37 protein-coding genes and 1 tRNA gene are annotated in these 25,562 nt (G+C 34.3%); 7 read left to right on the top strand and 31 right to left on the bottom strand.

Annotated features, from left to right (window positions below):
- Positions 1 to 16 precede the first annotated feature (16 nt).
- From IGJ50_RS05815 to IGJ50_RS05760, 12 genes are all read right to left on the bottom strand, one after another.
- Positions 17 to 307, bottom strand: a complete 291-nt coding sequence (locus IGJ50_RS05815) for a hypothetical protein (protein ID WP_429949345.1) — start codon at positions 305 to 307, stop codon at positions 17 to 19.
- Between the two features lie 7 nt (positions 308 to 314).
- Positions 315 to 1,025 carry a putative HNHc nuclease gene (locus IGJ50_RS05810; RefSeq protein WP_429949343.1) on the bottom strand — a complete coding sequence of 237 codons (711 nt, stop codon included), beginning with the start codon at positions 1,023 to 1,025 and terminating at the stop codon, positions 315 to 317.
- Positions 1,026 to 2,006: a DUF1351 domain-containing protein gene (locus IGJ50_RS05805; protein ID WP_429949342.1), complete on the bottom strand. Its 981-nt coding sequence runs from the start codon at positions 2,004 to 2,006 to the stop codon at positions 1,026 to 1,028. It lies immediately after the preceding gene.
- Positions 1,988 to 2,704 carry an ERF family protein gene (locus IGJ50_RS05800; RefSeq protein ID WP_429949341.1) on the bottom strand — a complete coding sequence of 239 codons (717 nt, stop codon included), beginning with the start codon at positions 2,702 to 2,704 and terminating at the stop codon, positions 1,988 to 1,990. Before IGJ50_RS05800 ends, IGJ50_RS05805 begins: the two co-directional genes overlap by 19 nt.
- Positions 2,701 to 3,024 carry a hypothetical protein gene (locus IGJ50_RS05795; RefSeq protein ID WP_429949340.1) on the bottom strand — a complete coding sequence of 108 codons (324 nt, stop codon included), beginning with the start codon at positions 3,022 to 3,024 and terminating at the stop codon, positions 2,701 to 2,703. Before IGJ50_RS05795 ends, IGJ50_RS05800 begins: the two co-directional genes overlap by 4 nt.
- Positions 3,025 to 3,110: 86 nt before the next feature.
- Entirely contained in the window at positions 3,111 to 3,878 is a 768-nt protein-coding gene (locus tag IGJ50_RS05790) for a phage antirepressor KilAC domain-containing protein (protein ID WP_429949338.1), read from the bottom strand.
- 3 nt (positions 3,879 to 3,881) lie between these two features.
- Positions 3,882 to 4,106: a helix-turn-helix transcriptional regulator gene (locus tag IGJ50_RS05785; protein ID WP_429949336.1), complete on the bottom strand. Its 225-nt coding sequence runs from the start codon at positions 4,104 to 4,106 to the stop codon at positions 3,882 to 3,884.
- 12 nt (positions 4,107 to 4,118) lie between these two features.
- Positions 4,119 to 4,253, bottom strand: a complete 135-nt coding sequence (locus tag IGJ50_RS05780) for a hypothetical protein (RefSeq protein ID WP_258379366.1) — start codon at positions 4,251 to 4,253, stop codon at positions 4,119 to 4,121.
- 171 nt (positions 4,254 to 4,424) lie between these two features.
- Complete coding sequence (locus IGJ50_RS05775) at positions 4,425 to 4,628, bottom strand: hypothetical protein (protein ID WP_429949335.1); 204 nt, start codon at positions 4,626 to 4,628, stop codon at positions 4,425 to 4,427.
- Complete coding sequence (locus tag IGJ50_RS05770) at positions 4,615 to 4,773, bottom strand: hypothetical protein (protein WP_429949333.1); 159 nt, start codon at positions 4,771 to 4,773, stop codon at positions 4,615 to 4,617. Before IGJ50_RS05770 ends, IGJ50_RS05775 begins: the two co-directional genes overlap by 14 nt.
- Positions 4,770 to 5,006: a helix-turn-helix domain-containing protein gene (locus IGJ50_RS05765; RefSeq protein ID WP_429949332.1), complete on the bottom strand. Its 237-nt coding sequence runs from the start codon at positions 5,004 to 5,006 to the stop codon at positions 4,770 to 4,772. Before IGJ50_RS05765 ends, IGJ50_RS05770 begins: the two co-directional genes overlap by 4 nt.
- Positions 5,007 to 5,021: 15 nt before the next feature.
- Complete coding sequence (locus IGJ50_RS05760) at positions 5,022 to 5,219, bottom strand: helix-turn-helix domain-containing protein (protein WP_429949330.1); 198 nt, start codon at positions 5,217 to 5,219, stop codon at positions 5,022 to 5,024.
- A 252-nt stretch (positions 5,220 to 5,471) separates the two neighbouring features.
- On the opposite strand from IGJ50_RS05760, the gene IGJ50_RS05755 reads away from it, so the two are divergent.
- The gene (locus IGJ50_RS05755) at positions 5,472 to 5,819 is read left to right on the top strand and encodes a helix-turn-helix domain-containing protein (protein WP_429949328.1); all 348 of its coding nucleotides are present in this window, start codon (positions 5,472 to 5,474) and stop codon (positions 5,817 to 5,819) included.
- 9 nt (positions 5,820 to 5,828) lie between these two features.
- Here IGJ50_RS05755 and IGJ50_RS05750 read toward each other — a convergent pair whose 3' ends face one another.
- The gene (locus IGJ50_RS05750; RefSeq protein WP_429949326.1) at positions 5,829 to 5,972 is read right to left on the bottom strand and encodes a hypothetical protein; all 144 of its coding nucleotides are present in this window, start codon (positions 5,970 to 5,972) and stop codon (positions 5,829 to 5,831) included.
- 239 nt (positions 5,973 to 6,211) lie between these two features.
- On the opposite strand from IGJ50_RS05750, the gene IGJ50_RS05745 reads away from it, so the two are divergent.
- Positions 6,212 to 7,099: a helix-turn-helix domain-containing protein gene (locus IGJ50_RS05745; protein ID WP_429949324.1), complete on the top strand. Its 888-nt coding sequence runs from the start codon at positions 6,212 to 6,214 to the stop codon at positions 7,097 to 7,099.
- Positions 7,100 to 7,110: 11 nt separating this feature from the next.
- Here IGJ50_RS05745 and IGJ50_RS05740 read toward each other — a convergent pair whose 3' ends face one another.
- Positions 7,111 to 7,359, bottom strand: coding sequence for a helix-turn-helix transcriptional regulator (locus tag IGJ50_RS05740; protein WP_429949323.1), 249 nt, complete (start codon positions 7,357 to 7,359; stop codon positions 7,111 to 7,113).
- 260 nt (positions 7,360 to 7,619) lie between these two features.
- On the opposite strand from IGJ50_RS05740, the gene IGJ50_RS05735 reads away from it, so the two are divergent.
- Together IGJ50_RS05735 and IGJ50_RS05730 are read left to right on the top strand one after the other, a co-directional pair.
- Positions 7,620 to 7,946 (top strand): hypothetical protein, encoded by a 327-nt coding sequence (locus IGJ50_RS05735; protein ID WP_429949322.1) that lies wholly within the window; start codon positions 7,620 to 7,622, stop codon positions 7,944 to 7,946.
- 113 nt (positions 7,947 to 8,059) lie between these two features.
- The gene (locus tag IGJ50_RS05730; protein WP_429949321.1) at positions 8,060 to 9,238 is read left to right on the top strand and encodes a tyrosine-type recombinase/integrase; all 1,179 of its coding nucleotides are present in this window, start codon (positions 8,060 to 8,062) and stop codon (positions 9,236 to 9,238) included.
- Between the two features lie 109 nt (positions 9,239 to 9,347).
- On the opposite strand, the gene IGJ50_RS05725 is transcribed toward IGJ50_RS05730, so the two are convergent.
- A tRNA-Thr gene (locus IGJ50_RS05725) sits at positions 9,348 to 9,420 on the bottom strand.
- Between the two features lie 137 nt (positions 9,421 to 9,557).
- On the opposite strand from IGJ50_RS05725, the gene IGJ50_RS05720 reads away from it, so the two are divergent.
- The gene (locus IGJ50_RS05720; protein WP_010763354.1) at positions 9,558 to 9,794 is read left to right on the top strand and encodes a hypothetical protein; all 237 of its coding nucleotides are present in this window, start codon (positions 9,558 to 9,560) and stop codon (positions 9,792 to 9,794) included.
- A gap of 93 nt (positions 9,795 to 9,887) precedes the next feature.
- Here IGJ50_RS05720 and upp read toward each other — a convergent pair whose 3' ends face one another.
- From upp to IGJ50_RS05685, 7 genes are all read right to left on the bottom strand, one after another.
- A complete protein-coding gene (gene upp / locus IGJ50_RS05715; protein ID WP_025868560.1) occupies positions 9,888 to 10,517 on the bottom strand; it encodes a uracil phosphoribosyltransferase in 630 nt (209 codons plus the stop codon).
- 79 nt (positions 10,518 to 10,596) lie between these two features.
- Positions 10,597 to 11,835 carry a serine hydroxymethyltransferase gene (glyA, locus tag IGJ50_RS05710; protein WP_429949318.1) on the bottom strand — a complete coding sequence of 413 codons (1,239 nt, stop codon included), beginning with the start codon at positions 11,833 to 11,835 and terminating at the stop codon, positions 10,597 to 10,599.
- A 55-nt stretch (positions 11,836 to 11,890) separates the two neighbouring features.
- Complete coding sequence (locus IGJ50_RS05705) at positions 11,891 to 12,928, bottom strand: L-threonylcarbamoyladenylate synthase (RefSeq protein WP_429949316.1); 1,038 nt, start codon at positions 12,926 to 12,928, stop codon at positions 11,891 to 11,893.
- 3 nt (positions 12,929 to 12,931) lie between these two features.
- Positions 12,932 to 13,783, bottom strand: a complete 852-nt coding sequence (gene prmC, locus IGJ50_RS05700) for a peptide chain release factor N(5)-glutamine methyltransferase (protein WP_429949314.1) — start codon at positions 13,781 to 13,783, stop codon at positions 12,932 to 12,934.
- Positions 13,776 to 14,849: a peptide chain release factor 1 gene (gene prfA, locus IGJ50_RS05695; RefSeq protein ID WP_429949312.1), complete on the bottom strand. Its 1,074-nt coding sequence runs from the start codon at positions 14,847 to 14,849 to the stop codon at positions 13,776 to 13,778. The genes prmC and prfA overlap by 8 nt, the downstream gene beginning before the upstream one ends.
- Before the next feature lie 35 nt (positions 14,850 to 14,884).
- Positions 14,885 to 15,481: a thymidine kinase gene (locus IGJ50_RS05690; protein ID WP_429949310.1), complete on the bottom strand. Its 597-nt coding sequence runs from the start codon at positions 15,479 to 15,481 to the stop codon at positions 14,885 to 14,887.
- Positions 15,482 to 15,781: 300 nt separating this feature from the next.
- On the bottom strand, positions 15,782 to 16,309 hold the full coding sequence (locus IGJ50_RS05685; protein WP_207121383.1) for a hypothetical protein: 528 nt from the start codon (positions 16,307 to 16,309) through the stop codon (positions 15,782 to 15,784).
- A 425-nt stretch (positions 16,310 to 16,734) separates the two neighbouring features.
- Here IGJ50_RS05685 and IGJ50_RS05680 point away from each other — a divergent pair, with 425 nt between their 5' ends.
- Entirely contained in the window at positions 16,735 to 18,039 is a 1,305-nt protein-coding gene (locus IGJ50_RS05680) for an ISL3 family transposase (protein WP_429948457.1), read from the top strand.
- Between the two features lie 123 nt (positions 18,040 to 18,162).
- Here IGJ50_RS05680 and IGJ50_RS05675 read toward each other — a convergent pair whose 3' ends face one another.
- The 9 genes from IGJ50_RS05675 to IGJ50_RS05635 form a co-directional block, all read right to left on the bottom strand.
- Positions 18,163 to 18,501: a DUF3969 family protein gene (locus tag IGJ50_RS05675; protein ID WP_207121384.1), complete on the bottom strand. Its 339-nt coding sequence runs from the start codon at positions 18,499 to 18,501 to the stop codon at positions 18,163 to 18,165.
- 29 nt (positions 18,502 to 18,530) lie between these two features.
- The gene (locus IGJ50_RS05670) at positions 18,531 to 18,875 is read right to left on the bottom strand and encodes a DUF3969 family protein (protein ID WP_207121385.1); all 345 of its coding nucleotides are present in this window, start codon (positions 18,873 to 18,875) and stop codon (positions 18,531 to 18,533) included.
- A 7-nt stretch (positions 18,876 to 18,882) separates the two neighbouring features.
- Complete coding sequence (locus IGJ50_RS05665) at positions 18,883 to 19,323, bottom strand: DUF4279 domain-containing protein (RefSeq protein WP_429949307.1); 441 nt, start codon at positions 19,321 to 19,323, stop codon at positions 18,883 to 18,885.
- 12 nt (positions 19,324 to 19,335) lie between these two features.
- The gene (locus IGJ50_RS05660; RefSeq protein WP_429949305.1) at positions 19,336 to 19,926 is read right to left on the bottom strand and encodes a hypothetical protein; all 591 of its coding nucleotides are present in this window, start codon (positions 19,924 to 19,926) and stop codon (positions 19,336 to 19,338) included.
- Positions 19,927 to 20,402: 476 nt separating this feature from the next.
- Positions 20,403 to 20,942, bottom strand: a complete 540-nt coding sequence (locus IGJ50_RS05655; RefSeq protein WP_429949303.1) for a hypothetical protein — start codon at positions 20,940 to 20,942, stop codon at positions 20,403 to 20,405.
- A 326-nt stretch (positions 20,943 to 21,268) separates the two neighbouring features.
- A complete protein-coding gene (locus IGJ50_RS05650; RefSeq protein WP_429949301.1) occupies positions 21,269 to 21,805 on the bottom strand; it encodes a hypothetical protein in 537 nt (178 codons plus the stop codon).
- A gap of 15 nt (positions 21,806 to 21,820) precedes the next feature.
- On the bottom strand, positions 21,821 to 23,128 hold the full coding sequence (locus IGJ50_RS05645; protein WP_429949299.1) for a T7SS effector LXG polymorphic toxin: 1,308 nt from the start codon (positions 23,126 to 23,128) through the stop codon (positions 21,821 to 21,823).
- Positions 23,112 to 23,471 carry a hypothetical protein gene (locus IGJ50_RS05640; RefSeq protein WP_207121391.1) on the bottom strand — a complete coding sequence of 120 codons (360 nt, stop codon included), beginning with the start codon at positions 23,469 to 23,471 and terminating at the stop codon, positions 23,112 to 23,114. Before IGJ50_RS05640 ends, IGJ50_RS05645 begins: the two co-directional genes overlap by 17 nt.
- 10 nt (positions 23,472 to 23,481) lie before the next feature.
- Positions 23,482 to 23,766: a TIGR04197 family type VII secretion effector gene (locus tag IGJ50_RS05635; protein WP_207121392.1), complete on the bottom strand. Its 285-nt coding sequence runs from the start codon at positions 23,764 to 23,766 to the stop codon at positions 23,482 to 23,484.
- Positions 23,767 to 23,984: 218 nt separating this feature from the next.
- Here IGJ50_RS05635 and IGJ50_RS05630 point away from each other — a divergent pair.
- Positions 23,985 to 25,405 (top strand): IS3 family transposase gene (locus IGJ50_RS05630; protein WP_429949297.1). Its coding sequence is split into 2 segments (ribosomal slippage): positions 23,985 to 24,462 and positions 24,462 to 25,405, totalling 1,422 coding nucleotides; the frame shifts between segments, so codons are not numbered across the junction.
- The last annotated feature ends 157 nt before the right edge of the window (positions 25,406 to 25,562 follow it).

Raw genomic sequence — 25,562 nt, 5'->3', positions numbered from 1 at the left:
GTACATTCCCCCGTTATTAATCTTCGATAAAATCAAACAATGTTTCCTCTTGTGTTTGTCCAGCTCCGTAACTGTAAAACTTGTCACTTTCGCCATCTTCTTCAATAGTTTCTAATTGTTCTTGTAGCTCGCTTAGTTCATTTTCCATTTCTTCTAAGTATTTAAGTTCATCATCCAAATCTACCTCTGCAACTTCAAGTTGGTTTTGTAAATCATCTACTTCAGATTCAGCTCGTCCTACACTTAAATGTTGCTCCACTATTTGACCTTCAAGTTTACATATTTTGTCTTTTATTTCTTCAATCATTGAAAGGTCACCCTCCTATCGCTTTCTTGTATAGTTCTTCATCTTTATATTTTTCATCAAACTTCATAATTTGAGCATTTGAGGTTATACCAATTTTTATTAATGTGTCTTTATCAAGAAAAACTGGCGTAACTTCATATTTAGATAGAAATTCTTTTTCGCCTAATGAATGTGCAATATTATGATGTTCTAAGCAAACACAAGCGAATGGGAAAAGCCTGTGGTCAACATTGTTTCTCTTTCTGTTGCCCACTGCTGTAACATGGTGTATTTGACCACGTTCTTTCGCACAAACACAGCACTTCCTGTGCTTACAGGCGAAATAAAAGAATTTGTCATAGTCTAATAGATAGGTATACCTTTTAGGCAATTCCACACCATTCATCAAAATGAATTCAATTAGAAATTCAATCCATTTTGTCGCTTCATCCATAGTTGCATCTGAGTGCGAAAATCCATAAATTTCTCTGTAGCTGTATTGATATTTAAGACTGATCTCCATCTCTTGAGCATCCACAAAATAATGATTTGCTATATCTCTAATCAATGTATGAGACACTGCATTTTGAGCAGAGGACATTTTTTCATTGTCTAGTAGTTTAGTTAATACATAGTTTGATTTTCCTCTGCTCAAAAGTTTTAGATACTCAGGATTGATATCTTCGTCAAACTCAATTATTAATTTGTTTTTGTCGTGAGATATAATTTTTCCAATCATTTAAATCACTTCCACTTTGATTCCTTCAATTACCATAAATTTGTTTAATGCTGATAACTGTTCGTGTGTTCCTGTTACTTTAAGAGTGTATGTTTGAGTGTCCTCAATTTCTTGTCTAGTAAGTTCTGTGTCTTCCTGGATAATTTCGCCTGTTTCGGTGTCGATTACTTTGTCGTCAACTGTCCGTTCACGTAATTTTTTCATCTCTTGCTCGTATTCTTCTTTTGCTTTGCGATCAGCTACTTCTTGCGCTAAACGTTTTTCCTCAGCTATTTTTTCCTGTTCTTCACGAGCTTTCTTGTCTTTGACTGCTTGATCGATTTCTTTCATAATTTCGACTAGAGAGTGTCCTTTATCAATCCATGCTGACCAGCCGTCACCATCTAAGCCAACTGCTTTGGCATAGTTAAATACAGATACTTTATCCTCTTTAATGCGTTGATTTTCTTTGGCGATTAATGTCATGATGCTAGCGATTTCTTCCAATACTTTTTTAGTCAGTTCACCTTTAGTGGTAAATGATCCCTTATTAAGCCATGCAGGTTTGATTTCCACTGCAGCAATATCTATTTCGTAGTTTGGTGCCATTTCATCTATAGTTTGCTTAATTTTTTCTTCACGTAATTGTTTTTGTTTTTCCTCATATTTTGAGACACCTAAATTAATATTGTCAGAAACGTCTTGAATCCGATCTCTTAAACCGTTGATTTTTGATTCAAAATCTGTTAATGGTTTGCTGTATTTTTTTTTCACTTCTTTTCGTTGGTCATCAAGTAACTTGGAAATGCCGTTTAACTTGGCTTTTGCTTCTTTGGCTTCCGGAATATTATCATCCGTAAAAACTAAAGTAGAGTAATGTGTAACTGTTGCAGCTACTAATGATTCGAGTTGTTTTTCATTTTGGATAGTGATTTCTGACGGTTTAAAATCTACGTTAAATTTGATATCTGTTGTTAGTTCGTTCATTGTTTTTGCCCCCATGGAATATCTATATTATTTTGAACAGCGTTGTTATTCTGTATGTCCGGCTGCTTTGCTTGTTCATTATCGTTTTTGTGACTATTTTTTTCGTAGCTACGTTCCCAATTGACTAACTTAGCCATAGCTTGACTAAAACTTTTGTATGCTAACTGGTCTATTGATTTAATTTTAAAAAGCTCACATAGTTTATTTAAAAAGTCATCTGGTTGAATACCCGTAATGTCAGTTATCTCGCTAGCTTTCTTTCTTAATAATGAAAGTTGCTTACCATCAATTAACTGAACGTAACTAGTATTATCTTGTCTATCAGGATCACTCTTACCATCATCTATCATTAACAAATCCTGTAATGCATATTTCTTCGCATAAGAACCAGCTGAACCAGATACTTGAGGTTCGCTCATTTTTGGTAGTATATTGGGTTCTCTTGCATAAGCTACTGATTCTTCTGTATGTTCCCCATCAGTTATTGAAGCAGTTGCTTCTGTATAAAAACGATCATCAATTTTTACAATTTTTTTCGTTGTTTTTATATAAAGTCCTAGTTCTATTGCTGATGGTTTAACTGCACGCATGATCGCTTCAGCATCTCTAAAATTAAAATCGCCGAACTCGTTCTTCTTATCTTTCGGTACACTAAACTGTGCTATCAACTTCATTAATTTTTGATAGAATCCATCATCTTTACTATCAGTCATTTATTTTTCAACCACTCTTTCCCACTTATAATTTCTAGCTTTTCTTTTATTAATCTATCTGCACCTTTGTCTTCTACGAGGTCTAAAAATCCGTTTTGCTCCACTACATATTTCTCATAGACTTCAGTTGACCATTTATCCGTTTCGACTACATACTTTTTAAAGTAAGCAACAAATACCCAATCATTATCAGAGATAACGGTCCCTTTATCGTCTTTATTCCAGTTTTCTGTCTCGTCTACTTCATCTACTTCTTTGTAAAACTCTTCTGGCGGAGTAGTCAAGTAATGGTCCAATGCATCTGCTTCTTGTGGTGTCATTGTCAAAATCCACCTTTCCGTGTTATACTTTTGTTAAGTTTAATTTTGTATGTGACTGACAGGACTGCCATCCTATCGGTCTATTTTTATGCACTTTCATCTACTTCTAAATCAATTTGCGGATAATATCCTGAATCCTTCAAATAGTTGTATAAGAAGATCCTTCCTTTTTGTGTCCATTTGGTATTCATTACAATTTTCATACCGCCATCAGCTTTTGGAATTTCATTTGTATGCGATTTTGTGTAACCTTTTCTCATGTGCTTTTTGTATAAAATCCACTGACCGCCTACTTTATGTTGGATACCTAGCTTGTGTAAAACTTTGTTCATTTCTCTTGCGCTCATTCCATAATCAGCAGCAATCTGCGTGATCGTCACGGTGTCCTTAGATGAAAGGATAATATCCAAGTAGTTTAACTTCGGCTGTACTTTTAGCAGCTGTTGCTCTAATACTTGATTTTTTTCTTCTAGATCAGCCGCTAAACGCAAGGCTTGTGCAAACGTCTGAGGTACACTTGAATAGCTTCCAGTTTTTCTTATTTGTGGTAAAACCTCATTCGTCACCCATCGTTTAAACTTTTTAGCATTAGGAAGTTTACTCCCGATCACTAATGAATAAAATCCCGATTCGTTTATTCCGATTAACCCACGATTTGGCATATTTTCTAAAGTAACGATTTGTGACGTTAGGATTATCTTATCTTCTGGATCAACATGATCATTTAACGCTTTTCTGGAATTTGAATAACCTAAAATTTCAGTTATGTCCATCCCTACAAAAATCGGTTCATCGTTAATCAAGACTGTTCGAACTTCATTTTGTTCAAAGTTGAAAATTTGTGGTGTGTTCATATACTATTCCCCTCCAATTCTCGGAAACACTTCTTCAGTACGACAATCCAATGCGCCTGAAATTTCATAAGCTAATTCCAGTGATAATTTGTGCTTCCCTAGCTCAATACTCCGAATAGTTTCTTTGGACACTCCGACTGTTTTAGCTAAGGTTTGAACGGTGAATCCTTTAGCAAGTCTGATAGTACCGAGACGGCTTAAATATACTGGTTCTTTCTTTTTAAACATGATCGGTTCCTCCTATCCTTTAATCCATGACAACAAAATACATAGTGTTAAAATCCCTAGTGACGTTAAACTGACATAGCTGATTAACTGCAGCCGTCTAATCTTGTAAATGTCTTTTTTAGCGATTGCCGCCAGTCCTTTTTTCATTTCAGTTGCTCCTTTCTCAAAGTTTCTTGTTAATCTTAACCAAACATATCAATGTACCTATCCCACCTAATAACGCAGCTATATTGAAGATAGCAGTTAGAACGATTACTATTTTTTCCGAGTTTGAGTAATGATCCATTTCGGTTAATCCTCCTTTTCTATATTTAGAATCTAAATAGCTTTCATAATCTCTGCTATGGCTGCAACCATAGCGGGGGTTTTATTTTCAAACGCAAATTTTAAATTTCTCTCTGCTTGCTCTAAAATAGAATGTTTTAGTCTTAATAAATCTTTTTCCAAATCTTGCCTTGTCATTTCTCTTTCTGTGTTTTCCTCAATAAACTTTTCTAATTTTTCTTTGTTAATTTTTTGCATCTTCTTCTCCTCCTGATTTCTGTATTCTAGCTACTACCCAACAGGTATACATCACCACTAAAAACGCATAGCCTTGCACCGTCTCGCCTGCTGTAAAACAGATGATCGATACTGCTAGTAGGATTAGGTTTGCTGTGGCGATCATCTGTTGAGCTTCCTGTTAGCTATAAGTTCAAACAATGCAATAGAGCTAAACTTCCATTCTGATCCAATTTTCACCGCTGGTATCTTCCCTTCCGTAGCTTCTTTTTTGCATGTACTAATACTAATTTCTAAGAAATCAGCAGCCTGTTTAGTTCCCCATGTTTCATTGGGAATTGCCTGTTCTGCCATCAAAACTTTTAAATCATCTAGATTTACTAGTGCTAGATTTGTCATTTGTTCTTCTCCTTTCTATGCTGTTTGTTTTTGTTCCAATAGTTTCTCAATTGTGATACCCAAAAATTTTGCAACCTTTTGGATCTTATCGACCGAAGGTACAGAATCGTTCCACTTAGAAATGGAGCCATTACTGAACTCAAGTTCTTGCTCAATTTTCCGAATTGAAATTCCCTTTTTTGCTGCTTCAACCTTAACGTTTTCATATAACAAAACATTCACCTCCGAAAATATTCTTAGAAATTATCACTAACCTATTGACCTTTCGCAGAAAATTTTCTATAATAAGTGTATGCGAAATAAGCATTATCCTGCAAAATTACATTTTACATTAAGATAATAAGATCAGTGGTTTTCTAGACATGTACTATTTTCAGCCGCCAAGCTAAGTACATCTGTATAATACCACAGTATATTTTCTGATGTCAATAGTTTTGTTAGAAAATTTACGGAGGAAATAGCATAATGGGATTATACGAAAATATAAAAGATGTAGCACAAACGAAAAATATTAGCATTGCTCAAATTGAGAGAGAAACAAAAATGTCAAACGGTTCTATATCAAAGTGGAGTAAAAACGCACCTGCTGCCGACAAACTATCAACAGTAGCAAAGTATTTAAATGTGTCTACAGACTATTTATTAGGTGTAACAAACTTAACGAATAAAGAGATTGACAAAGGAGAAATGCTTCGCGGGTTAATGCAAGGAGATAATAAATCTATTAATTTTTTAAAAAAAATATCAAAATTGAATACTGAGGAATATGAAACAATTGAAAAGTTCGTTGATTTATTAATTGCAAAAAAGTAAGACTCGGAGTTATTCCTCCTGAGTCTTACTACCTTCTTTTCTTGTTTCTACAATAAGTATGGTTGATAAGGTATTAAGAAAAACGATATCAATGACTTTGTCAACCATGGTCTTGATTTCGGTTTGGTACTGCAAAACAGTTTTTTCATCCATGAGCAATATCTCCTTACAGAACAAACGTTCCTTATTTAATAGAATCATATCATAGCTTTTACGCTAATTCAATAGTTTTCACGCTAATGAATATTTTTTGGTTTATGTTCATGGATAAACTATAATATAACTTTTAGTTATTGTCAATATTAAAAAACATTTGATATATAACTTTCCCTTGTATTAGCTAACCATCTGTTATACTATAGTTATAAAGTTATTACTGGAGGTATGGGATATTGGAAGAAAATGTAATAGGCTCTCAGATCCAAAAGCTCAGATCATCAAGGAATCTGACCCAAGAGGAACTTGCTGAAAAAATAGGTGTATCTAAACAAACAATATCTAACTGGGAAACAGGTTTAAAAAGCCCAAGACCAAATGCAATCAGAAAATTGTCTGAGTTTTTTAATGTATCAATAAGTTATTCTGTGGACAATATCCAATCACAAGATATCGTTAAGGAAGATTACTCTATATATAAGGTATCTAATTTTATTCACGAAGTGGAAAAAGCTACAAAAGGCTTTACTGAAGATGAAAAAGATGAAGTTTTAAACCTTATCTATGATATAAAATCTGGTAAAAGCAGGCACCGATTAAGTAATACGGAAAGTCTGTCGATTTACGATCTAGCCAAAAGCTTGTCCAATACCGATATCCAGTCAATTGATAACTTATCTAATTATATTATTAGAGTTATTAATGGTAGCGGTCAAGTCTATAAAGAGGCCGAGGAACTACTCAAAGACTGTAAGATCGCAATCGACGCAAATAAAACAGCAACTATCGAATTTATGAATACTAAAAGAAAAATTTATGACTTGTTGATGCCATTAGCCAGCTTAACCAATGCCTTCGAACAAAATATCAATACATTAAAAGGGCTTGCGGATGCGTTGAAATTTAGTCGAGAGTTTGTGCTAGAAGCAATAAGCTATCACGCTAGTTCAAAAGGATCAATTATAGAATATGACGGATTTATTATTGATTTTAGCGATGTACCAGTAGAGTATGAAGATATCGATAATCTAGATAATTTCGAAATATCGATCTCAGATACCAATAAAAGAAGATCAGAATCTAGAAACAAACAAAATAGAAAACTATTCAAAAAAACTAGGTAGAGAATGACTACCTAGTCCATTATAAATATTTTTTCAACATGTGTATCCAGAGCTTCAGCTATTAGCATACCTAATTTTAAACTAGGAACATACTTATCATTTTCAATCGATCGTATTGTTTTCCAATGAATGTTTCTTTTAGTTCCATACTTCTCAATTGAAATATTGTTCACTTTTTCAGCAAGTTTTTGCTGACTGATTAACAATTGATCTCGTCTTTCTTTGATTAAGTTTCCTTTTTGCTTTTTCTTTTCGAACATATTTAACTCCTCTAAGTTTAATAAGTGATTACTATGTAAAAACAAATCTATACACATACTATAAGAAAATACAAAAAAAATATATATTTAACGTTCATTTCTTAAAATTTCGAACGTTATTGAAAGTAGTAGTTATCAATAAGTTTTACATAAATAATTTAATGTCAGTATGGATATCCAATTTATTCTAATAATTGTCATGGATAAGTTACTTTTACAATGATATAATCAGAATTATCAAAGATAAAGGAGTTTTTAAAATGAAAAAGTATGTAGTTAGCTTGATTCTAGTTGGTTTATTTTTATTCGGTTGTGGTAAAGGGAACACAACATTCGATGATTTAAAAAGCTTAGATGTTGGAATAAGCACTGATAAAGTAATTGAGTACATTGGAGAACCTAAAAGTAAAACAATAGATAAAGATGAAATATATAATTGGGCACCTGATTCGTTAATAAAACAAGACTCTTTCTCCGAACTAGAAATGTACGTTTATAAAATGGATGATGGGAAAGAAGCTCATCTTTTTTTTAGCAAAGGACAACTCATTTATAAAAAACCTCTAGGACTTAATAATATTTCTTAACGATGAACAAAAAACGTACCCTCTCCGACCAAGAAGTAAGTACGTAAAAACAAAACCGCAATAGGCTTATTTAATTATGTTTATTGTATCAAATTTTAAGGAGTGATACAACAATGGCAGAAAAAATGAAAGGGTCAGTTGAGCAGCTACCTAGTGGCAAATACCGCTTGCGAGTAACGGTTGGACGCAATGCGAATGGCAATCCAAAACGACTAAGTAAGACCGTAGAAGCCACAAACATAAGGAAAGCATATGTAGAGCTCGATAAATGGATTGACTACCTAGAAGAAAATGGCTATGAAGATTTAAGCAGCATCACGTTTAAAAATTTTTATGATAATATGTGGAAGGATCAGGCGAAACATAATTTAGAGCTTAGAACTTATCATGAATACATATCGATCATTGATACCCGTTTTTTGAAAAAGTTAGGCGATAAGAAAATGATTGAGATCAAACCATATCAGATTAAGGACATTGTGATAAACACAAAAAGACTTGATGGTAAAGACGGTGACTTATCAAGGAAAACTAGAAAACGATTTTTAGCAGCTTTGAGTAATCTTTTCTCTGTGGCACATAACGATTATAGGCTTCTAGAAAGAAATCCAGTCAGTGATGTTAAGTTACCCAAAGTTAAAGCTCCTAAGAAGAACATTGAGCAACCCTATTCGATTACTGAAATAAATCAGATGTTAACTGCTTTAGACTACGATTCAACGTCAGACAAGACAAAAGCTATTATTTTAACAGCTTTTATTACTGGAGCGCGAGAAGGAGAAATTGCCGCACTAGAAGAAAAACACTTTGACTTTAAAAATAATAAAATATACTTTGAACAACGAATTGTTTTAAACGATAAAAGCTATATGAGAGTTGATGGTTTAAAAGTTGGTGACCAACGTATTTTAGATGTTCCTAGCGATTATTTAGAGTTTATGTATAATTATATTCAGACTAATGTAAAAGCTCGTGAGCAGCTTAATATTGACCCAAACCATAAATATATTTTTGGATCAGTAGATGGGAATTTTGAAAGGCCGACTTCACTTTATCGTAATTTCAGAAGATTTTTAGAAAAGAACAATTTACGACTCATTAGGTTTCACGACCTAAGACATACAACTGCATCTTTTCTTCTAAGTGATCCGAATATCACCATTAAAACAGTCCAGGAACACCTAGGCCATCAAGACTACAGAACAACAGCGAACATCTACTCCCACGCTTTAGAAGAATCAAAAAAAGCAGCCAGTGACAAATTCGGCTCCTTACTAAACAAAAACGATTAATTGTTATTTTATATTTTTTTACGTATTTTGTGCCCACGAACGTGCCCACGAAAAATCAAACTAAGCTAGATAAAAAACAAAAACCCTTTAATATAAAGGGTTAAACCAATGCCAGCTGTAGGGATCGAACCTACGACCTACGCGTTACGAGTGCGTTGCTCTACCGACTGAGCTAAGCTGGCAGTATAGTCAAAATTATAAAACTAAACCTACCTTTTGTAAAGTCAAAGACAGTTCTTTTTTTTAATAAATTTAGTTTTCTGAAATTTCCCTTCATATGTGGTATAATAGAAGAAGTTAAGAAAGGAAGTTTTTTTGAATGTCAAATTTCGGTAACTTTAATCGTCCTGTTGAGCCTTCTGCAGAAGGGGATTTATTCACTGTTGATACCCAGGTCACTTTCTTGATGCATGGTCAGCCGCAAACAGGAATTATCACGAAACAATTAAATAATTCCGCTGTTGTAGAAATTGATGAAAACTCTGATAATACTGATTTAATGGTTAAAAGTAACGGCGTCATCGTCATCAATTACAAAAAACTTAAAAAAGTATAGATCCTTCCATCCATTATTATTGGATGGATTTTTTATTTGTAAAAAATAGCTACTTGAAACATTGAAATGTTTCAAGTAGCTATTTTAGTTCAATTACTTAGTACCAAATAAACGATCACCAGCATCGCCAAGACCTGGAACAATATAGCCATCTTTATCTAAATACTCATCTAACGCTGCAGTATAAATATCGATATCTGGATGTGCTTCTTGTAAAGCTTTCACGCCTTCTGGTGCTGCAACGAGACATACAAATTTAATATTGCTGCCGCCGCGTGCTTTCAATGCATCGATTGCCATGATTGCTGAACCACCTGTAGCTAACATCGGATCAACGACAAATAATTGACGTGCATCAATATCTTCAGGCATTTTCACAAAGTATTCAACTGGCTCTAATGTATCATGATCACGGTATAAACCGATATGTCCAACTTTTGCTGCTGGAATCAATTCCAAAATACCATCTACCATTCCAATACCTGCGCGTAAAATAGGTACGATTGCGACCTTTTTACCAGATAATGTTTTTTGTGTTGTTTCACCGATCGGTGTCTCGATCACAACATCTTCTAAAGGCATATCTCTTGAAACTTCATATGCCATAAGCATTGCGATTTCATTTACGACTTCACGAAAAACCTTTGTTCCACAATCCTTATCTCTAATGATTGTTAATTTGTGTTGGATCAGTGGATGATCAATAACTTGGAATTTTCCCATGCTCATTCTCCTTCAATAATTTATTCCTTCCTATTGTAAAACAAAATCGAGCGATTGACTAGTCAATCACTCGAAACTTTTACTTATAAAGTGGATATTTTTTTGTAAGCTCACTAACAGACGCTTTAACTTCTGACAGAACCACTTCATTTTCATGATCTTTTAAGACTTTTACGATTAATTTTGCCACTTCTACACAGTCGTCTTCTTTAAAGCCTCGTGTTGTGATCGCAGGTGTACCAATACGAATCCCACTTGTTTTAAAGGGACTAAGTTGTTCAAATGGAATGGCATTTTTATTTGCTGTAATATTGACAGTATCTAAAATGGCTTCTGCTTCTTTTCCATTCAAGCCAAAGCCACTAACATCGATCAATAATAAATGATTATCCGTTGAACCACTTACTAAACGAGCTTCTGGGGTTTGGTTGAATATTTTTGTCATCGCTTTCGCATTTTCAATAACTTGTTCGCTGTATTCTTTAAACGAAATATCTAATGCTTCTTTAAAAGCAACTGCTTTGCCGGCAATCACATGCTCTAATGGTCCGCCCTGAATCCCAGGAAAAATATTGCTATTGATTTTTTTAGCTAATGCTTCATCATTTGTCAAAATAAGTCCGCCACGAGGTCCGCGTAATGTTTTATGTGTAGTTGATGTTGTGATATCAGCGTATGGTACTGGATTTGGATGTAAGCCTGCTGCTACAAGACCTGCAATATGAGCCATATCCACCATTAATTTGGCACCCACTTCATCCGCTATTTCACGGAATTTTTCAAAGTCGATCGTACGCGAATAAGCACTGGCACCTGCCACGATCAATTTTGGTTGATGTTCACGAGCTAAAATACGCACAACATTATAATCGATCACTTCTGTTGTAGGATCAACACCGTAACTTACAAAGTTATAGGTTTTTCCACTAAAGTTTACTGGTGAGCCATGAGTTAAATGTCCTCCCGCAGACAAATCCATCCCTAAAACAGTATCTCCAGGTTCGATCAATGAAAGATAAGCTGCTGTATTCGCTTGTGAACCTGAATGAGGTTGGACATTCGCAAATTTTGCACCAAATAATTCTTTGGCGCGATCAATCGCCAAATCTTCAACGATATCGATAAACTCACAACCACCATAGTAGCGTTTACCTGGATATCCTTCCGCATATTTATTTGTCAAAATACTACCTTGTGCTGCCATTACCCCTTTTGAAACAACGTTCTCTGATGCAATCAGCTCCAAGTTGTTTTCTTGACGGTCGTTCTCTTTGGCAATTGCATCCCATAAATCCGGATCAAATGTTTTATAATCCATTAAACAAGCCTCCATTTCATTTGTTTGTACCGATTGTATCATACTTAAATGCTCTCTACTCGAAAATCGAATCAATTTTTAGAATTTTTTGATTTGCTGCTTTTTTCAGCCGATTCATGTAAGCGATCCCTAAATCTACTTCTGGGAAAGCTTGGGCAAAAATCACATCGATACTTTGTTCATCTAAATTTCTGAGACCAGCAAATAATAACTTAGTTGCCTGGTCAACTGACTCTTCTCCAAAAGAAAAAACAGCCTCTACTTCATCCGAAAAAATCTCGATAACTCGATCGTCTGCAAATAAACCAATCCGTTGATTTTTACTTTTAGCTGATTCGATTGCTTTTCTAAACGTCTCCTGATCGCCATCTACAATCCAAACAGGGACATCTGGTGCATAATGTTTGTATTTCATTCCAGGCGCTTTAGGCGCTTCTTTTTCGCTGATTAAATGCTGATCGACTAATATCTGTCCAACAACTTGTTCCAAACGTTCTTTGGTGACAGCTCCTGGTCTTAAAATTACAGGGATGCCATCTTTTGCCGTTAAATCTAATACCGTTGATTCTACTCCGATTTGTGTTGGACCGTCATCTAAAATGCCAGCGATTTTGCCATGAAGGTCATGATACACATGTTGCGCTGTTGTTGGGCTAGGCTTACCCGAAGTATTCGCACTGGGTCCTACTAAAGGAACACCCGCTGCTTTAATCAATTCTATTGTTTTCTGATTATTTGGCATCCGAAAAGCGACAGTTTTTAAACCACCTGTTACTGTGGTAGAAAATGTTTGTGGTTTCACCTCAAATATCAACGTCAAAGGTCCTGGCCAAAAGGATTCAACTAAAGCTTTCGTATGTGCTGGAAAGTCTGTTACGTATTGTTTGACCATCTCAAAATCACTGACATGAACAATCAACGGATTATCACTAGGTCGTCCCTTGACGGCATATACTTGCTTCACTGCTGCCTCATCCAAAGCATTTGCGCCAAGTCCGTATACAGTTTCAGTGGGAAAGGCAATTAGTGCTCCTTGACGAAGTAACGCCGCAGCTTGGTCAAGATCAATTGCTGTAAATTGTTTGGTTTTCACTCTTTATCCCTCCTCTTCTTTAGATGAAATAATCACCATTCGATCGTTTCCAGATAAGTCTTGGGCGATTTGTATTTGTTTATTCGGGAAAGCTTGCTGAAAAAGCTGTTTTACAGATTCACCTTGCTGAAAACCGATTTCTAAATAGATTTTTCCATTCGGATTTAGTCGGTCTTTTGCTTCTTCAGCCAATTGCTGATAAATGGCTAAGCCATCATTTTTAGCAAATAGTGCTGTTTTCGGTTCAAAGGTTCGAACACTTTCATCCATCAAGTCCCATTCAGCGTTACTGATGTATGGAGGGTTTGAAATTAGGATGTCGATTTTGGTATCGCCTATCGGTTTTAAGCCATCGCCATGAATAAAAGCAATCGGTGCATCTAAGCATTTCGCATTTTGTTTTGCAATCTTCAATGCTTCTTCTGAAATATCGATTGCCGTAACGTGCCAATTTGGTCGAGCTAATTTTAAACTGATTCCAATCACACCTGTTCCAGTACCAACATCAACAACGGTTAAAGGCTTATTTAGATTTTCTTTTAAGCAACGATCGACTAGCTCTTCTGTTTCTGGTCTGGGGATCAATGTATGCTCATTCACTAAAAAACGATGATCGTAAAAATCGCTATACCCTAATAAATAGTGCGGTGGATAGTTTTCTGTAAGTTTTTTTAGATCTTCAGCGATTTGCTGCTCCTCTTCTGGCAATATCTCTTCTTTCAAATGAAGTAGCCAGTCTGTTTTACTCCAGCCTTTTCTTTCCAGAAAAACGAAAAGAATACTGTATCCTTCTATCCCTTGTTTTTCTAAAAAAGAAGAAGCCCGTTCAAGGACTTCAAAATAACGGTTACCCATTTTGCATCTCTTCTAATTTTGATGTTTGATCGTATAACACTAAAGCATCGACGATTTCATCTAATTTACCAGCTAAAATTTGATCTAGTTTTTGAATCGTTAAACCAATACGATGATCGGTCACACGGTTTTGAGGAAAGTTATACGTACGAATTCGTTCAGAACGGTCTCCTGTACCCACAGCAGATTTACGATTTGCATCGTATTCGCTTTGTGCTTCTTGTTGCATTTGGTCATAAACCCTTGCACGTAAAATTTTCATCGCTTTTTCGCGGTTTTTGATTTGAGAACGTTCATCTTGCATAGCAACCGCAATCCCAGTTGGAATATGGGTCAAACGAACAGCAGATGCCGTTTTGTTGACGTGCTGACCACCAGCGCCACTTGCATGGTAGATATCTGTACGGATGTCTTTATCTGCAAGGTCCAACTCCACTTCTTCTGCTTCTGGTAAAACGACAACCGTTGCTGTTGATGTATGAATACGGCCTTGTGATTCAGTTGATGGAACACGTTGTACACGATGTGCCCCACTTTCGTATTTTAGTTTAGAAAAGACATTGTCTCCTGAAATCATCATAATGACTTCTTTGTAGCCACCGATCCCAGTGATGTTGGCTTCCATGACATCTGTCTTCCAGCCTTGTGACTCCGCATATTTTTGATACATCCCGAATAAGTCACCCGCAAATAAGGCCGCCTCATCGCCTCCAGCCGCACCACGGATTTCCATAATGATGTTTTTATCGTCATTTGGATCTGTCGGCAATAGTAAAATTTTGATTCGCTCTTCTAATGCTTCTTTTTCTTTTTTTAATTCTGATAGTTCTTCCTTCGCCATTTCAGCCATTTCGGCATCTAGTTTTTCACCTAGTAATTCTTCCGTATCACTGATTCCTTCAACTACTTCTTTATATCGGCGGTAAACATCAACTGTTTCACGAGTGTTCGCCTCTTCTTTAGATAATTGCATAAAGCGTTTCGTATCACTAATCACTTCTGGGTCGCTTAATAATTCGCCCAGCTCTTCATAGCGATCTTCGATTGATTGTAACTGATCGTACATAGTTGGTTGCTCCTTTTTATTTAAGTAAGTGTCTTTTATTTGTCATTTTTTACTTGTTCACCATCGATTGGCGGATGAAAATAGTGATTTCGGCATACTGGATAATAAGCTTCATTACCACCGATCTGGACTTGAGTTCCTTCGTAAACGGGCTGACCGTCGATATAATGAAGATTCATTGTGGCTTTTTTGTGGCAGAACCAGCAAATTGTTTTTAGTTCTTCCAATTTATCTGCGTACAACAGTAAGTATTTTGAGCCTTCAAATAACTCATTACGAAAATCATTCTTCAAACCAAACGCCATGACAGGAATATTCAGTTCATCTACGACCCTAGCAAATTCGATTACGTGCTTTTTCCCTAGAAATTGGGATTCGTCCACTAAAATGCAATACGGTTTATAATCTAGTTTTTCGATTAATTCATAGACATTCGTTTCTTTAAAAATTGGGATTGCTTCTCGTCTAAGTCCGATACGACTTGAAACGACACCTACACCATCTCTAGTATCAAGTCCGCTTGTCATAATCACAACAGGTTTGTCCTGTTCTTCATAGTTATGTGCTACTTTTAAGATCTCAATGGTTTTGCCACTGTTCATTGCGCCATATTTAAAAAATAATTGTGCCATTCCTTCGTCGTCACCTCTCGTTTAGTTCCTCTCGTATTTTACTATAAAACCGAAATTTTTTACAGTGGTAAATTTAAGGTGGATGTATTAAGGGGGTCTCTTTGATAACAACTTCTATATTTGTAGTCCCACTTGCTTTTATTTTAAGAGAATAAAAGAGAGTTGCCCACTTTCATCAGTGCACATTTATGTCATCTGCTTTATCAGTTATTTCAACTATGTAATTTGAACTTGTATGTTTATAACTAAATAATAACTCCTTGCAAAGTAATGTTCAGTGTCTTTATTTTTTTGAAAAAGTTAAGCATTGTAAAATAGCCAAAATTCTTCAACTTTATCTTTAAACTCTTTTGTAGGAAATGTTCCTCGTAAATTAAACTCGTGCTCTGTTGCATCGGCAAACTTTATCTGATATTTATAAAGGATTTTCACGTTATTATCTTGTTGTTTAAAACAGCCAACATCAATAATATCTCTCCATTTTTTTGTGCGTAATTGTTTATTATCGTAATAAGTTAGTCCATTTTCGTTCATTAAATAGATTACACCTTGATATTTCAGCAATATTCTTACGTCATAGATTCCTGATATGATTAGCATAAAGGAAAAACTTATAGCTAAGTAAGCTAAATAAAAAACGCCACTTATGAGAGCAAAAATTACTAACACAAATAAGAAAAAACGATTGAACACATCAAAATTTTTAAATACAGGAAGTAAGAACCAAAGTATTATACCTAAAGTTATAAAAAATATGAAAAAACCAGCTAATATTTCTATGCAGGTATCTTTCCAAGTAATTCGAAGTTCAAAATGTTTATTTTCCATAGAATTGCTTCTCCAATATCAATTATTTTTTGACTTGCTACAATTTCTAGTTCAATTTTATCAAAAGTGTATTGAAATTGATAGTGCGGTTTTATGGATCTAAAAGGCATCAATCGTAAATTAATAGAAGAAAAGACATACAACAGGCTGCTGATAACAACGTTTTAGCTTTGTCCTATTTTGTTATCTGGACTTCGATATCTTGGGTAGATTATTAGAGATTTCTCCTTACGTTTCCTCTTAAAACAATATTTCCTATGCTATCTTCTTCATAACTTATCAGAGGTTCTTATAAAAAGGGCTCTATACTTTCTGATGTTGGTGAGAAATCACCGGCATCTTTTTAATGCAAAATAATAGAAAAGACACCCTGATATCCTTTAGAATTAAGTCGTCTAAAACCATTCAAAAAGGAGGAAATCAAGATGTCCTACACCAATCTTATCAAAGAAACCTTAGATATTCTAGACTTAAACATTACTTTTAATGAAAATGGCTTAAAAAAAGAACGAATCAAAGGTAGAATCTGTCAGGTCTTCTCAGGTACGCTCGATTATGCTGCTCATGTTTGTCCTCATTGTGAATCGAAAGAGAATGCCGCCATTATACGTTGGGGCTTTACAACTTGTCTGATTTTACTGAATGATGTTTCGGAGTATCAAACGTATTTACGCTTGAAGAAACGCCGTTTCTTCTGTTACTCCTGTAATCGATCGTTCGTTGCTAAAACGAGTCTTGTTGAAAAACATTGTTCGATTTCAACTAAAGTGAAGCTATCCATTGCCGATAGGCTCAGAAAAACCACTTCTATGAGTGAAATTGCGCGTCAAAAGAAGGTCTCTGTCTCTTCTGTTTATCGTGTCCTAAAACGATTTTATGAACCTAAAAAAATTAACCGACTCACTTTACCTGAAGTCCTTTGTTTTGATGAATTTAAATCAGTTAAGCAAGTCACCGCTTCTATGAGTTTTATCATGATGGATGGTCAAACAAAGCAGTTAATTGATGTCGTTGAAAATCGTCAGCTCCCTTTTCTAGAGCGGTATTTTTCACGTTTTCCTTTGGCTGTTCGTAAAACGGTTAAGTATATTGTTTGCGATATGTATGCTCCTTATTTTTCTCTCGTTAAAAAGTTATTTCCGACGGCTCAGATTATTCTTGATCGCTTTCATATTGTCCAACTAATCAGCCGAACCTTTTTAAAGCACCGTATTCAGAGAATGAATACATTTCTTCATCAGGGAAATACAGAAGCAAAAAAATATCGACACTTGAAGAAATACTGGAAACTTCTTCAAAAAAATCAGTCGAAGCTTGATTTTGAAAAACGCCTTTGGCGTTCTTCCTTCCGCACCTATTTAACTGAAACAGAAGTCGTGGATCGATTACTTGCGTATGATAACGAGCTGAAGACTAGCTACACGTATTATCAGGACTTTCTTTATGCCGTACAGACAAGAGATTTTGCTCGGTTTTATGCACTATTAGACGAAGATTTTTGTCGTCTTCCTACCTATTACCAAACGACTATTGGTACTTTTAAGAAGTACAAAAATGAAATTAAAAATGCGCTAGAATTGCCTTATTCTAATGGACCATTGGAATGTTTAAACAACCATATTAAAGTGTTGAAGAGAAATGCTTATGGGTTTCGTAACTTTTACAATTTTAAGTTGAGAATTTCTTTATGTTTTGGCACTATTCTTTTTCAAGAAAATAGAAAAACCTAGAGGAAATTTCCTCTAGGAATCATATTAATCGATTTAATTCTTTAGATTTTCTTCACCAACATTAGTTGACAAAGAGCCATAAAAAGAAGTAGCAAAGTTTTAAATTTGCTACTTCTATAAATTCTAATCTATTTTGTATATGGGAGTACTATCCTCATCTTCTTTAAAATTATTAATATTTGCCTGTATTAATTTTTTATTTAATTCTTCTATCTGTTTTAAAGAATCTTCTAAATCTTCTGGTGCTAAAGTCGCGACATCTTCTAATTCTGTTCCTAAATGTATCGCTTCTCCCAATTTCGGAAATTTTTTTTCTAATTTATCTATATTAAATGGTTGGTACAACAGTGCCATCGCATCATCAAAATCAAGTATATCTTCCTCTAGACACTTTAATATACCTATAGACAAAACAGACAAATATATTTCAAATGTATTTTTGTTCTTTAAATTTATTAGCATCTTGTATCTCTATTTCCTTCATTCATTAATTATTTATCCAACCATTTTTTTACTTCATATGGGTCTTCTGATGGTGAAGTTTCCTTTAACAGCTCACTTGCTTGCATTTTTAAATCTTTTATTCCTTTTTTTAATTTGTCGGGCATCAATGTTTGAATATCTTCTAACTCACAGCCTAGTTCTATAATCTCAATAATTTTTTCATTGATACCTTTTTCTTCCAAGATACTTACAGAGTATGGACTAAACAAATAGTGCTCACAATCCTCAATTGTTAACAAATCTTTACCCAATGAATCCAACAAACCAATAACACTTACTAGTACTAGTCTTTCTGCTTCATTTTCTTTAATAACAGATAAATTTAATTTCATATGTCTATTATTCTTCTTCATCTTCTTCATAACTAATAATATCAAAACTTATTTCAGCATTGATATCACTTAGAAAATGAAGCATTGGTATGTCTACTACCATTGCTGGAAAATCTCCATTATAACAATCTATTGATAACACTACAGCATATTTAATTTGTTCATCATTAGCCATTTTTTTCAGAATACTAGTTTTAGGTTTAAATTTACTTAGTATCTCCTGATATGCTAAAGTAAAATCATACATTTCTTCGAACGTTTTACTATAGCACCAATTATGTCTTGGTTTATATTCATCGGGTAGATTAGGATTATTTTTTATTGCATCCGGCCAATCATCTTTAGTTCTAACTTTTGTTGGTTGTATCTCTAGTTTTTGTGTCATATTTTCTAAGTTAAAATCTTTACCATCAGCAACTAAGCTAATTTTTATTTTTGGTAATTTCATAAGTTCCTCCATCTATTTTATAAAGAAATGTCCAGTTTCTATAATTACATTCCCTCGCTGTGATTTTAAAAGAATTTGTCCTGTAACCGTATCATATAAAATATCAAATTTTGAGACTGCATTTTCACCCACAAACGATTCCTTAAAATCATGAGCATCATCATATCCTTGTTTTTTTGCTTGTTTATTAGCAGCTTTATTTCCATCTATTTTCTTTAAACTACGTTGCTCTCCTGCCCCTCCTTTAGAAGCAAAATTACTCGTAGTTAACCCATTAATACCATCGACAGTTAAAGTAACACCAGCGGTCGTAACAACTACACCTTCTGTCACTATCACACCATCCACAAGGATTCCCACACCACCTGTAGCTAATGTTACAACGGCACAACCGCCAATCGTTCCAATTATACCAGTGATTGTTGTTACCACACCCAAAGTTGTTTTAACAACATTCCCTACAATATCCAAAAATTGAGCAACCGCATCTATGCTTCGATCAAGCCAGCTTTCTTTCATCGCTTCTGTTAGTTGAGCTGTTAGCTTCTCATCTTTTACACCATTTGTATAGACAATATTTCCAGCATCATCTAATTCTGTCACAGTTTCAACACAAGCTTTTGGCTGCTTATTATTATAACCTTTTAGATTTTTAAACCATTGTTGATTACCATAGTCAACAATTCTATATCCGTCTCTTGGATTAAGAAAATTTGCTGGATTGCCTAATTGTGCTAATCCTGTGTTTACATCACTGATTAAACTAGATAATTCCGAATACTGAGAGGTGTGCCTAGATTCAAAAGCTTGATATTTTTATAAAATCTCAATATCTTCTTTAATAGAATCAATACTTGTTGTTTGAAAAAATCAAGTAATACTGATACATTTCTGAAACAACCCTTTTTTCCCTTTCTGCAGTAAATTAATAGAAGAAAAGGTAGCAAGCTTCTCTACTACTACCATGTATATTTGTACTTTATCACGCTAGACTTTGATAACCATTTTTAGCATTTTATTTTTTAGTTTTCATGTTAGTTAAATACAAATTATTTCCGAATAATCAACAGAATAATTTTTTACTTCTGAATAATTGAATAAACATTAAAGGGTATTTTTTCTTCTCTCAACAACTCGATAAATTTTTTAAAAGGTATTACACCTTGAACAATTTCATTGTCTGGACTTTGATATCTTGGATAGATTATTAATGATTTTGTTGGCGAAGATTCAATCATTTCATCTAAGATTTTTTCTAAGTCAATTTGATATTTTTCTTTTACAATTACTCTAGAGAAAGCTTCACAATCTGCTACATCTGTTAACCATGGCGCTGCAATTGTTAATGTGTTATCAAAATTTGTATCGATCAATCCTAACGCCCACCAAACTTCCCCCTCTTCTTCTTTACCGAGCGTATACCACTTACCATTAATATTTTCGTAAAATGGATAAGAGACATCATCAATGATTTTTCCTGATTTTTTTAATTCCTCATGTGCTTCTAAAATATCCTCTTCTGTTAATTCATATTGCTTTTCAGCGCAAAATGAATTTGTCTTATAATATTTATTTTCTTCTACTTGACCTACAATAAATACCTCTAATGAGAATCCCATTTGATTCCTCCTATTGCAAATAGGTACCACTCTAAATTTAAATTGGTTACTTAAAAAAATTATTTCACTCCGTTTGTTAATCTTAAAACAAGGTTTTCTAATCTATCTATCCCTGTATCTGGTTTTTCACCACATTTTAATAGCCACCCACTTAACTCTGTATTTACTTTTAAGTTCTAACGAATCATTATATCTGTATAAAAAAATTCTTAGTCAATAAAAGATCTTAATTATCATAGCCAAGTTTCTATATAGCATCTCTCAAGTATAATCTCTACATTATTTATTGAGAATAATGTCTATAGCTCCTTATAATTATTAACAATTTACCTTTGTACCATTGTATATACATTAAATGGAATTTTTTCTTCTACTAACAACTTAAAATATTTTTCTAATGGAATAGGACCTTGAATTATTTTTACATCGCCACTCTGATATCTTGGATGGACTAAAAGAGTTTTATTCGGAGAAGTATCTAGCATCTCACTTAATAAAACAAATAAATCTTCTTGAAATTCTTTTTTTACCCTTACAGGAGTAAACGCTTCAAAATCATCTTCATCGTCTATCCATGGAGCTGATATAGACAAGGGGTTGCCAAAATCTGTATCAATCAAGCCAAATGCCCAAACAAGCCCATCATCATTTTTCCCTAATGTATACCACTTACCTTTCATACTATCATAAAAATAATCAGGTTCAGTTTCGGGAATAAAAAGTCTTTGTCCATATTCTTCATACAATTCCTCAATATCTTTTTCCGTTGATTCATGATATGCTTTTGCTCTGAAAGATTTTGTTATAGTATATTCTTGAATTTCTTCTTGATACAAAACAAGTACATCTATTGAAAATGACATTATTTTCCTCCTTAATTATGGTAACAAATACCATTCTAACTTTAAATTTGTTATAAGCTCTGCGAATGGTTTCTTCCCATTGGTTGCTCTTAAAACAATATTTCCCAAACTGTCTATGCCTATATCAGGATTATCTCCAAATTGGTTCAACCACTTCTTAAACTTTGGATCAGTTTTTAAGTCTTTTTTGATTTCTGGTTTAATCTTGTCATGGAATGTATTTTTGTCAGTACCAAAAGTCTTTTTAAATTCCTTGTTTCCTTTTGGAAATTTTTTATTATAACTTCCTCCACCATCACTTGAAGTAAAGTTACTTGTTGTTAATCCATTTATACCATCAACTGTAATAGCTATTCCTTCTGCTGTTACAGCTACTCCATCTAGAATGACTTCTCCACCAACTAGAATACCAACACCATTCGTGGTCGAAACTATTGCCAAGCCTCCAATTGTTCCAATTATACCTGTAATTGTTGTCGCGATTCCTAGAGAAGTCCACACAACGTTTCCTACAATATCCAAAAATTTAGCAACTGCATCTATACTTCTGTCAAGCCAACTGCCTTTCATCGCTTCGGTTAGTTGAGTTGTTAACTTTTCATCCCTTACTCCATTTCTATAAACCACATAAACGACATTCCCTACATCATCCAGTTCCGTTACAGTTTCAACACGACTTTTTGGTTGTTTATCATTATAGCCTTTTAGATTTTTGTACCATTTTTGGTTGTTAAAATTGATAATTTTATAACCGTCTCTTGGATTAAGAAAATTTGCTGGATTGCCTAGTTGTGCTAATCCTGTGTTTACATCACTAATCAAACTAGATAATTCCGAATAATGAGAGGCATGACTAGATTCGAAAGCTTGATATTTCTGTAAAATCTCAATATCTTCTTTAATAGGGTCAATGCTCTGTTGTTTAAAAAAATCACCTAATACAGGAACATTCTTCATCGATTTAGCCAAATCACTCATTAAATTAGTGTACTCATTTTGAGCGGTTTGTAGGTCTCTAAGCAAGCCTGCCAAATCTTCTGTGTTTAACACCTCATCTGTCTTTCCAACTTCACCAACAAAATCTGTTAGATAGCTATTTAAGCTGTTGTCCATCTCATAATAAACGTTGAATAGCGCTTTGTCTATCTCCTGATACGCTTGAAGGTGGCTCACCGTTGAAACCCAGCCACCACCTAATAAATTTCTATTTCCTGCTAATCCATCTATTGAACTTGTTACAGAATTAAAACTACTTACAGCATTTAACCGTTCAGAGCTAATACTGCTTTTTACATCACTTAGTTCCTCATACATTATTTTCATCAGCGTCCTCCTTTCTAGTTTCTTCATAGAGTAATTCAGCTTTTTCGTAAACTGCTTTTCTATCCGTCAGTTCGTCTTCAATTTCTTCATCGGCAATAGAAAAAATCTGTGCAAATTCTCTTTGCTTTTCTTCCAATTCATCTAATTTTTGATAGACTTGTTTTTCTGAATCTGTCCCTTTAGAATAATGTAGGATACGTTCCCATATCTCTTTTTGTCGGTTGATTGCTTTTTGACAATCTTCGTAGGCAAAAGGAATCTCTCCAGTTTTCTTTTTTAAGCTGTTGAAATTTTCTTCTGCTTCCTCTACTTTCATACGCATGCTAAATAAATTTTTGTCCATCTATTCCACCTCATGCTTGCATCGTTGTTGCTATGCTATCTTTTATTTTTTTGTCCGTTTCTTCAATTGCATTATGTACGGCTTGAACATTTTTTACTTCGGTAGCGATACAAGTTTTATACGAACTAATTGTTTGCTGAAAAGAAGAAATTAATGTTTTTAATTCATCCGTTGCTGGACTTGTAGAGGTATTAATACTATTTGTAGGTTTAAAATCTATATTGCTAGTTGCACTTAAAACATCAGATGTAAATTTTAGCACTGCATTACCATCTGTACTTATTGTTTCCCACATTTGTTTGTACTCCAATCATATTTTTGTAAATAAAGCAAGAAATTCATTTTATGATTAATTTTACCAAAAGACTAATAAAATTGATAGTATGTTTTTATATCTGTTATTTCTGTTGCACATGTTTTTTACTAAATCAACAAAAAGATAGTAAGACTTATTTCTGAACCGACCCCAAAAAGTTAGACCAAAAATCTAATTTTTTGGAGGTCGGTATTTTTATGTCTAAATATAGCTTTGAACTTAAACTAAAAATTGTTCAAGAATATCTGGTAGGGAAAGGAGGAATACAAGCTTTAGCAAATAAGCATGGGGTTAAAGCGGCGGAACAAGTCCATAGGTGGATCAATGCTTATCAAGAATTCGGTGAAGAAGGTCTTTTACGAAAACGTCAAAATCAGAATTATTCTGTTCAATTCAAGCTAAATGCGATAGAGTTATATCAAACAAGTGAGCTCTCCTATCGTGAAGTTGCCAATATTCTTGAAATGAATAATCCAACTCTTATTGCCAATTGGATGCGAAAATTCCGAAAAGAAGGAATCGATGGGCTCTCAAAAGAGAAAGGGCGTCTATCTACCGTGCCAAAAAAAGAAGAACAGACAAAGAAGCATTTAATGAAAGAAACGCTAGAAGAACAGAATCGCATCAAAGAATTAGAAAAGCAGGTTCGTACTCTTCAAATTGAAAATGCCTTTTTAAAAGAACTGAGGAAGCTGCGAAAACAGGAAGCTCAACAACGACGAGTGAATCAATCGCGCGAATCATCGCAAGCCTCCGAGGACAGTTCAAATTAGTTGAGCTTCTTGAAGCATTGAATTTTTCTAAATCAACCTTTATGTATTGGCAAAAACGGTTTGACCGAAAAAATCCAAATCAGGAAATTGAAACAGAGATGCTTCATATTCGTCAAAAGCATAAAGATTACGGCTGTTTACGAATGACGAACGAACTAAGGAGCCGAGGATTCCACATGAATAAAAAGAAAGTTCAACGCTTAATTCGAAAGCTAAGGATTGAAGTCCGCTCTTATACACGGAAATCCCGTCGCTATAGCTCGTATCGTGGAAAAGTTGGAACGATTGCCAAGAACCGAATCCAACGTCGCTTTTACACGAGTGTTTGTCATCAAAAAATAACGACAGATACAACAGAATTAAAGTATTTTGATTGTGATCCCAAAGGGATCATTCGTCAAAGAAAGTTATACTTAGATCCTTTTATGGATATGTATAATAGTGAAATTCTTTCTTATCGTATCTCAGAAAAACCAAATGCACTGGCAATAATGGAAGGATTAGAAGAAGCAATCAAACTGACGAATGATTGTCCTTATCGTCGCACCTTTCACTCAGATCAAGGTTGGGCGTATCAAATGAAAGCTTACAGCTATAAACTGAAGAAACAGAACATTTTTCAAAGTATGTCTCGAAAAGGCAATTGTCTAGATAACTCAATCATGGAGAACTTCTTTAGTCTTTTAAAACAAGAAATTTATCACGGGAAAACCTATTCTAGTTTTGAAGAACTAAAAACGGCAATTGATAACTATATCTATTATTACAACAACGAACGAATGAAAAAGAAACTGAACTGGAAAAGTCCTGTACAGTTTCGAATAGCCGAAAGTAAAGCAGCTTAATAACGAATAAAAAACGGAGTAGATTTCTCTACTCCGAAAAAAGTCTAACTCTTTGGGGTCACTACATTCTCACTATCTCTTTATTGTAAATTAGATTAAATTATTTAAAGCATTTATCAAATCTTGCATTGTTTTGTCAACGTCATCTCAATTTGAT

It is taken from the genome of Enterococcus sp. AZ101, from assembly GCF_050499005.1.
Classification (GTDB): domain Bacteria; phylum Bacillota; class Bacilli; order Lactobacillales; family Enterococcaceae; genus Enterococcus_L; species Enterococcus_L ureilyticus.
The sequence above is the reverse complement of the archived record's forward strand: the minus strand, read 5'-3'. Positions and strand labels throughout refer to the sequence as shown.

What these genes read in the sequence shown, in the direction of transcription:
- IGJ50_RS05750 (WP_429949326.1), bottom strand. Translation starts at nt 5,972, where the DNA reads ATGGATGAAAAAACTGTTTTGCAGTACCAAACCGAAATCAAGACCATG.
- IGJ50_RS05645 (WP_429949299.1), bottom strand. Translation starts at nt 23,128, where the DNA reads ATGAAAATAATGTATGAGGAACTAAGTGATGTAAAAAGCAGTATTAGC.
- IGJ50_RS05775 (WP_429949335.1), bottom strand. Translation starts at nt 4,628, where the DNA reads ATGCAAAAAATTAACAAAGAAAAATTAGAAAAGTTTATTGAGGAAAAC.
- IGJ50_RS05780 (WP_258379366.1), bottom strand. Translation starts at nt 4,253, where the DNA reads ATGAAAAAAGGACTGGCGGCAATCGCTAAAAAAGACATTTACAAGATT.
- IGJ50_RS05810 (WP_429949343.1), bottom strand. Translation starts at nt 1,025, where the DNA reads ATGATTGGAAAAATTATATCTCACGACAAAAACAAATTAATAATTGAG.
- IGJ50_RS05670 (WP_207121385.1), bottom strand. Translation starts at nt 18,875, where the DNA reads ATGAAATTAAATTTATCTGTTATTAAAGAAAATGAAGCAGAAAGACTA.
- glyA (WP_429949318.1), bottom strand. Translation starts at nt 11,835, where the DNA reads ATGGATTATAAAACATTTGATCCGGATTTATGGGATGCAATTGCCAAA.
- IGJ50_RS05720 (WP_010763354.1), top strand. Translation starts at nt 9,558, where the DNA reads ATGTCAAATTTCGGTAACTTTAATCGTCCTGTTGAGCCTTCTGCAGAA.
- IGJ50_RS05795 (WP_429949340.1), bottom strand. Translation starts at nt 3,024, where the DNA reads ATGACACCACAAGAAGCAGATGCATTGGACCATTACTTGACTACTCCG.
- IGJ50_RS05675 (WP_207121384.1), bottom strand. Translation starts at nt 18,501, where the DNA reads ATGCTAATAAATTTAAAGAACAAAAATACATTTGAAATATATTTGTCT.
- IGJ50_RS05665 (WP_429949307.1), bottom strand. Translation starts at nt 19,323, where the DNA reads ATGAAATTACCAAAAATAAAAATTAGCTTAGTTGCTGATGGTAAAGAT.
- IGJ50_RS05690 (WP_429949310.1), bottom strand. Translation starts at nt 15,481, where the DNA reads ATGGCACAATTATTTTTTAAATATGGCGCAATGAACAGTGGCAAAACC.
- IGJ50_RS05805 (WP_429949342.1), bottom strand. Translation starts at nt 2,006, where the DNA reads ATGGGGGCAAAAACAATGAACGAACTAACAACAGATATCAAATTTAAC.
- IGJ50_RS05800 (WP_429949341.1), bottom strand. Translation starts at nt 2,704, where the DNA reads ATGACTGATAGTAAAGATGATGGATTCTATCAAAAATTAATGAAGTTG.
- IGJ50_RS05785 (WP_429949336.1), bottom strand. Translation starts at nt 4,106, where the DNA reads ATGTTTAAAAAGAAAGAACCAGTATATTTAAGCCGTCTCGGTACTATC.
- IGJ50_RS05650 (WP_429949301.1), bottom strand. Translation starts at nt 21,805, where the DNA reads ATGTCATTTTCAATAGATGTACTTGTTTTGTATCAAGAAGAAATTCAA.
- upp (WP_025868560.1), bottom strand. Translation starts at nt 10,517, where the DNA reads ATGGGAAAATTCCAAGTTATTGATCATCCACTGATCCAACACAAATTA.
- IGJ50_RS05730 (WP_429949321.1), top strand. Translation starts at nt 8,060, where the DNA reads ATGGCAGAAAAAATGAAAGGGTCAGTTGAGCAGCTACCTAGTGGCAAA.
- IGJ50_RS05635 (WP_207121392.1), bottom strand. Translation starts at nt 23,766, where the DNA reads ATGTGGGAAACAATAAGTACAGATGGTAATGCAGTGCTAAAATTTACA.
- IGJ50_RS05790 (WP_429949338.1), bottom strand. Translation starts at nt 3,878, where the DNA reads ATGAACACACCACAAATTTTCAACTTTGAACAAAATGAAGTTCGAACA.
- IGJ50_RS05815 (WP_429949345.1), bottom strand. Translation starts at nt 307, where the DNA reads ATGATTGAAGAAATAAAAGACAAAATATGTAAACTTGAAGGTCAAATA.
- IGJ50_RS05680 (WP_429948457.1), top strand. Translation starts at nt 16,735, where the DNA reads ATGTCCTACACCAATCTTATCAAAGAAACCTTAGATATTCTAGACTTA.
- IGJ50_RS05735 (WP_429949322.1), top strand. Translation starts at nt 7,620, where the DNA reads ATGAAAAAGTATGTAGTTAGCTTGATTCTAGTTGGTTTATTTTTATTC.
- IGJ50_RS05685 (WP_207121383.1), bottom strand. Translation starts at nt 16,309, where the DNA reads ATGGAAAATAAACATTTTGAACTTCGAATTACTTGGAAAGATACCTGC.
- IGJ50_RS05740 (WP_429949323.1), bottom strand. Translation starts at nt 7,359, where the DNA reads ATGTTCGAAAAGAAAAAGCAAAAAGGAAACTTAATCAAAGAAAGACGA.
- IGJ50_RS05640 (WP_207121391.1), bottom strand. Translation starts at nt 23,471, where the DNA reads ATGGACAAAAATTTATTTAGCATGCGTATGAAAGTAGAGGAAGCAGAA.
- IGJ50_RS05655 (WP_429949303.1), bottom strand. Translation starts at nt 20,942, where the DNA reads ATGGGATTCTCATTAGAGGTATTTATTGTAGGTCAAGTAGAAGAAAAT.
- IGJ50_RS05770 (WP_429949333.1), bottom strand. Translation starts at nt 4,773, where the DNA reads ATGATCGCCACAGCAAACCTAATCCTACTAGCAGTATCGATCATCTGT.
- IGJ50_RS05765 (WP_429949332.1), bottom strand. Translation starts at nt 5,006, where the DNA reads ATGACAAATCTAGCACTAGTAAATCTAGATGATTTAAAAGTTTTGATG.
- IGJ50_RS05755 (WP_429949328.1), top strand. Translation starts at nt 5,472, where the DNA reads ATGGGATTATACGAAAATATAAAAGATGTAGCACAAACGAAAAATATT.
- prfA (WP_429949312.1), bottom strand. Translation starts at nt 14,849, where the DNA reads ATGTACGATCAGTTACAATCAATCGAAGATCGCTATGAAGAGCTGGGC.
- prmC (WP_429949314.1), bottom strand. Translation starts at nt 13,783, where the DNA reads ATGGGTAACCGTTATTTTGAAGTCCTTGAACGGGCTTCTTCTTTTTTA.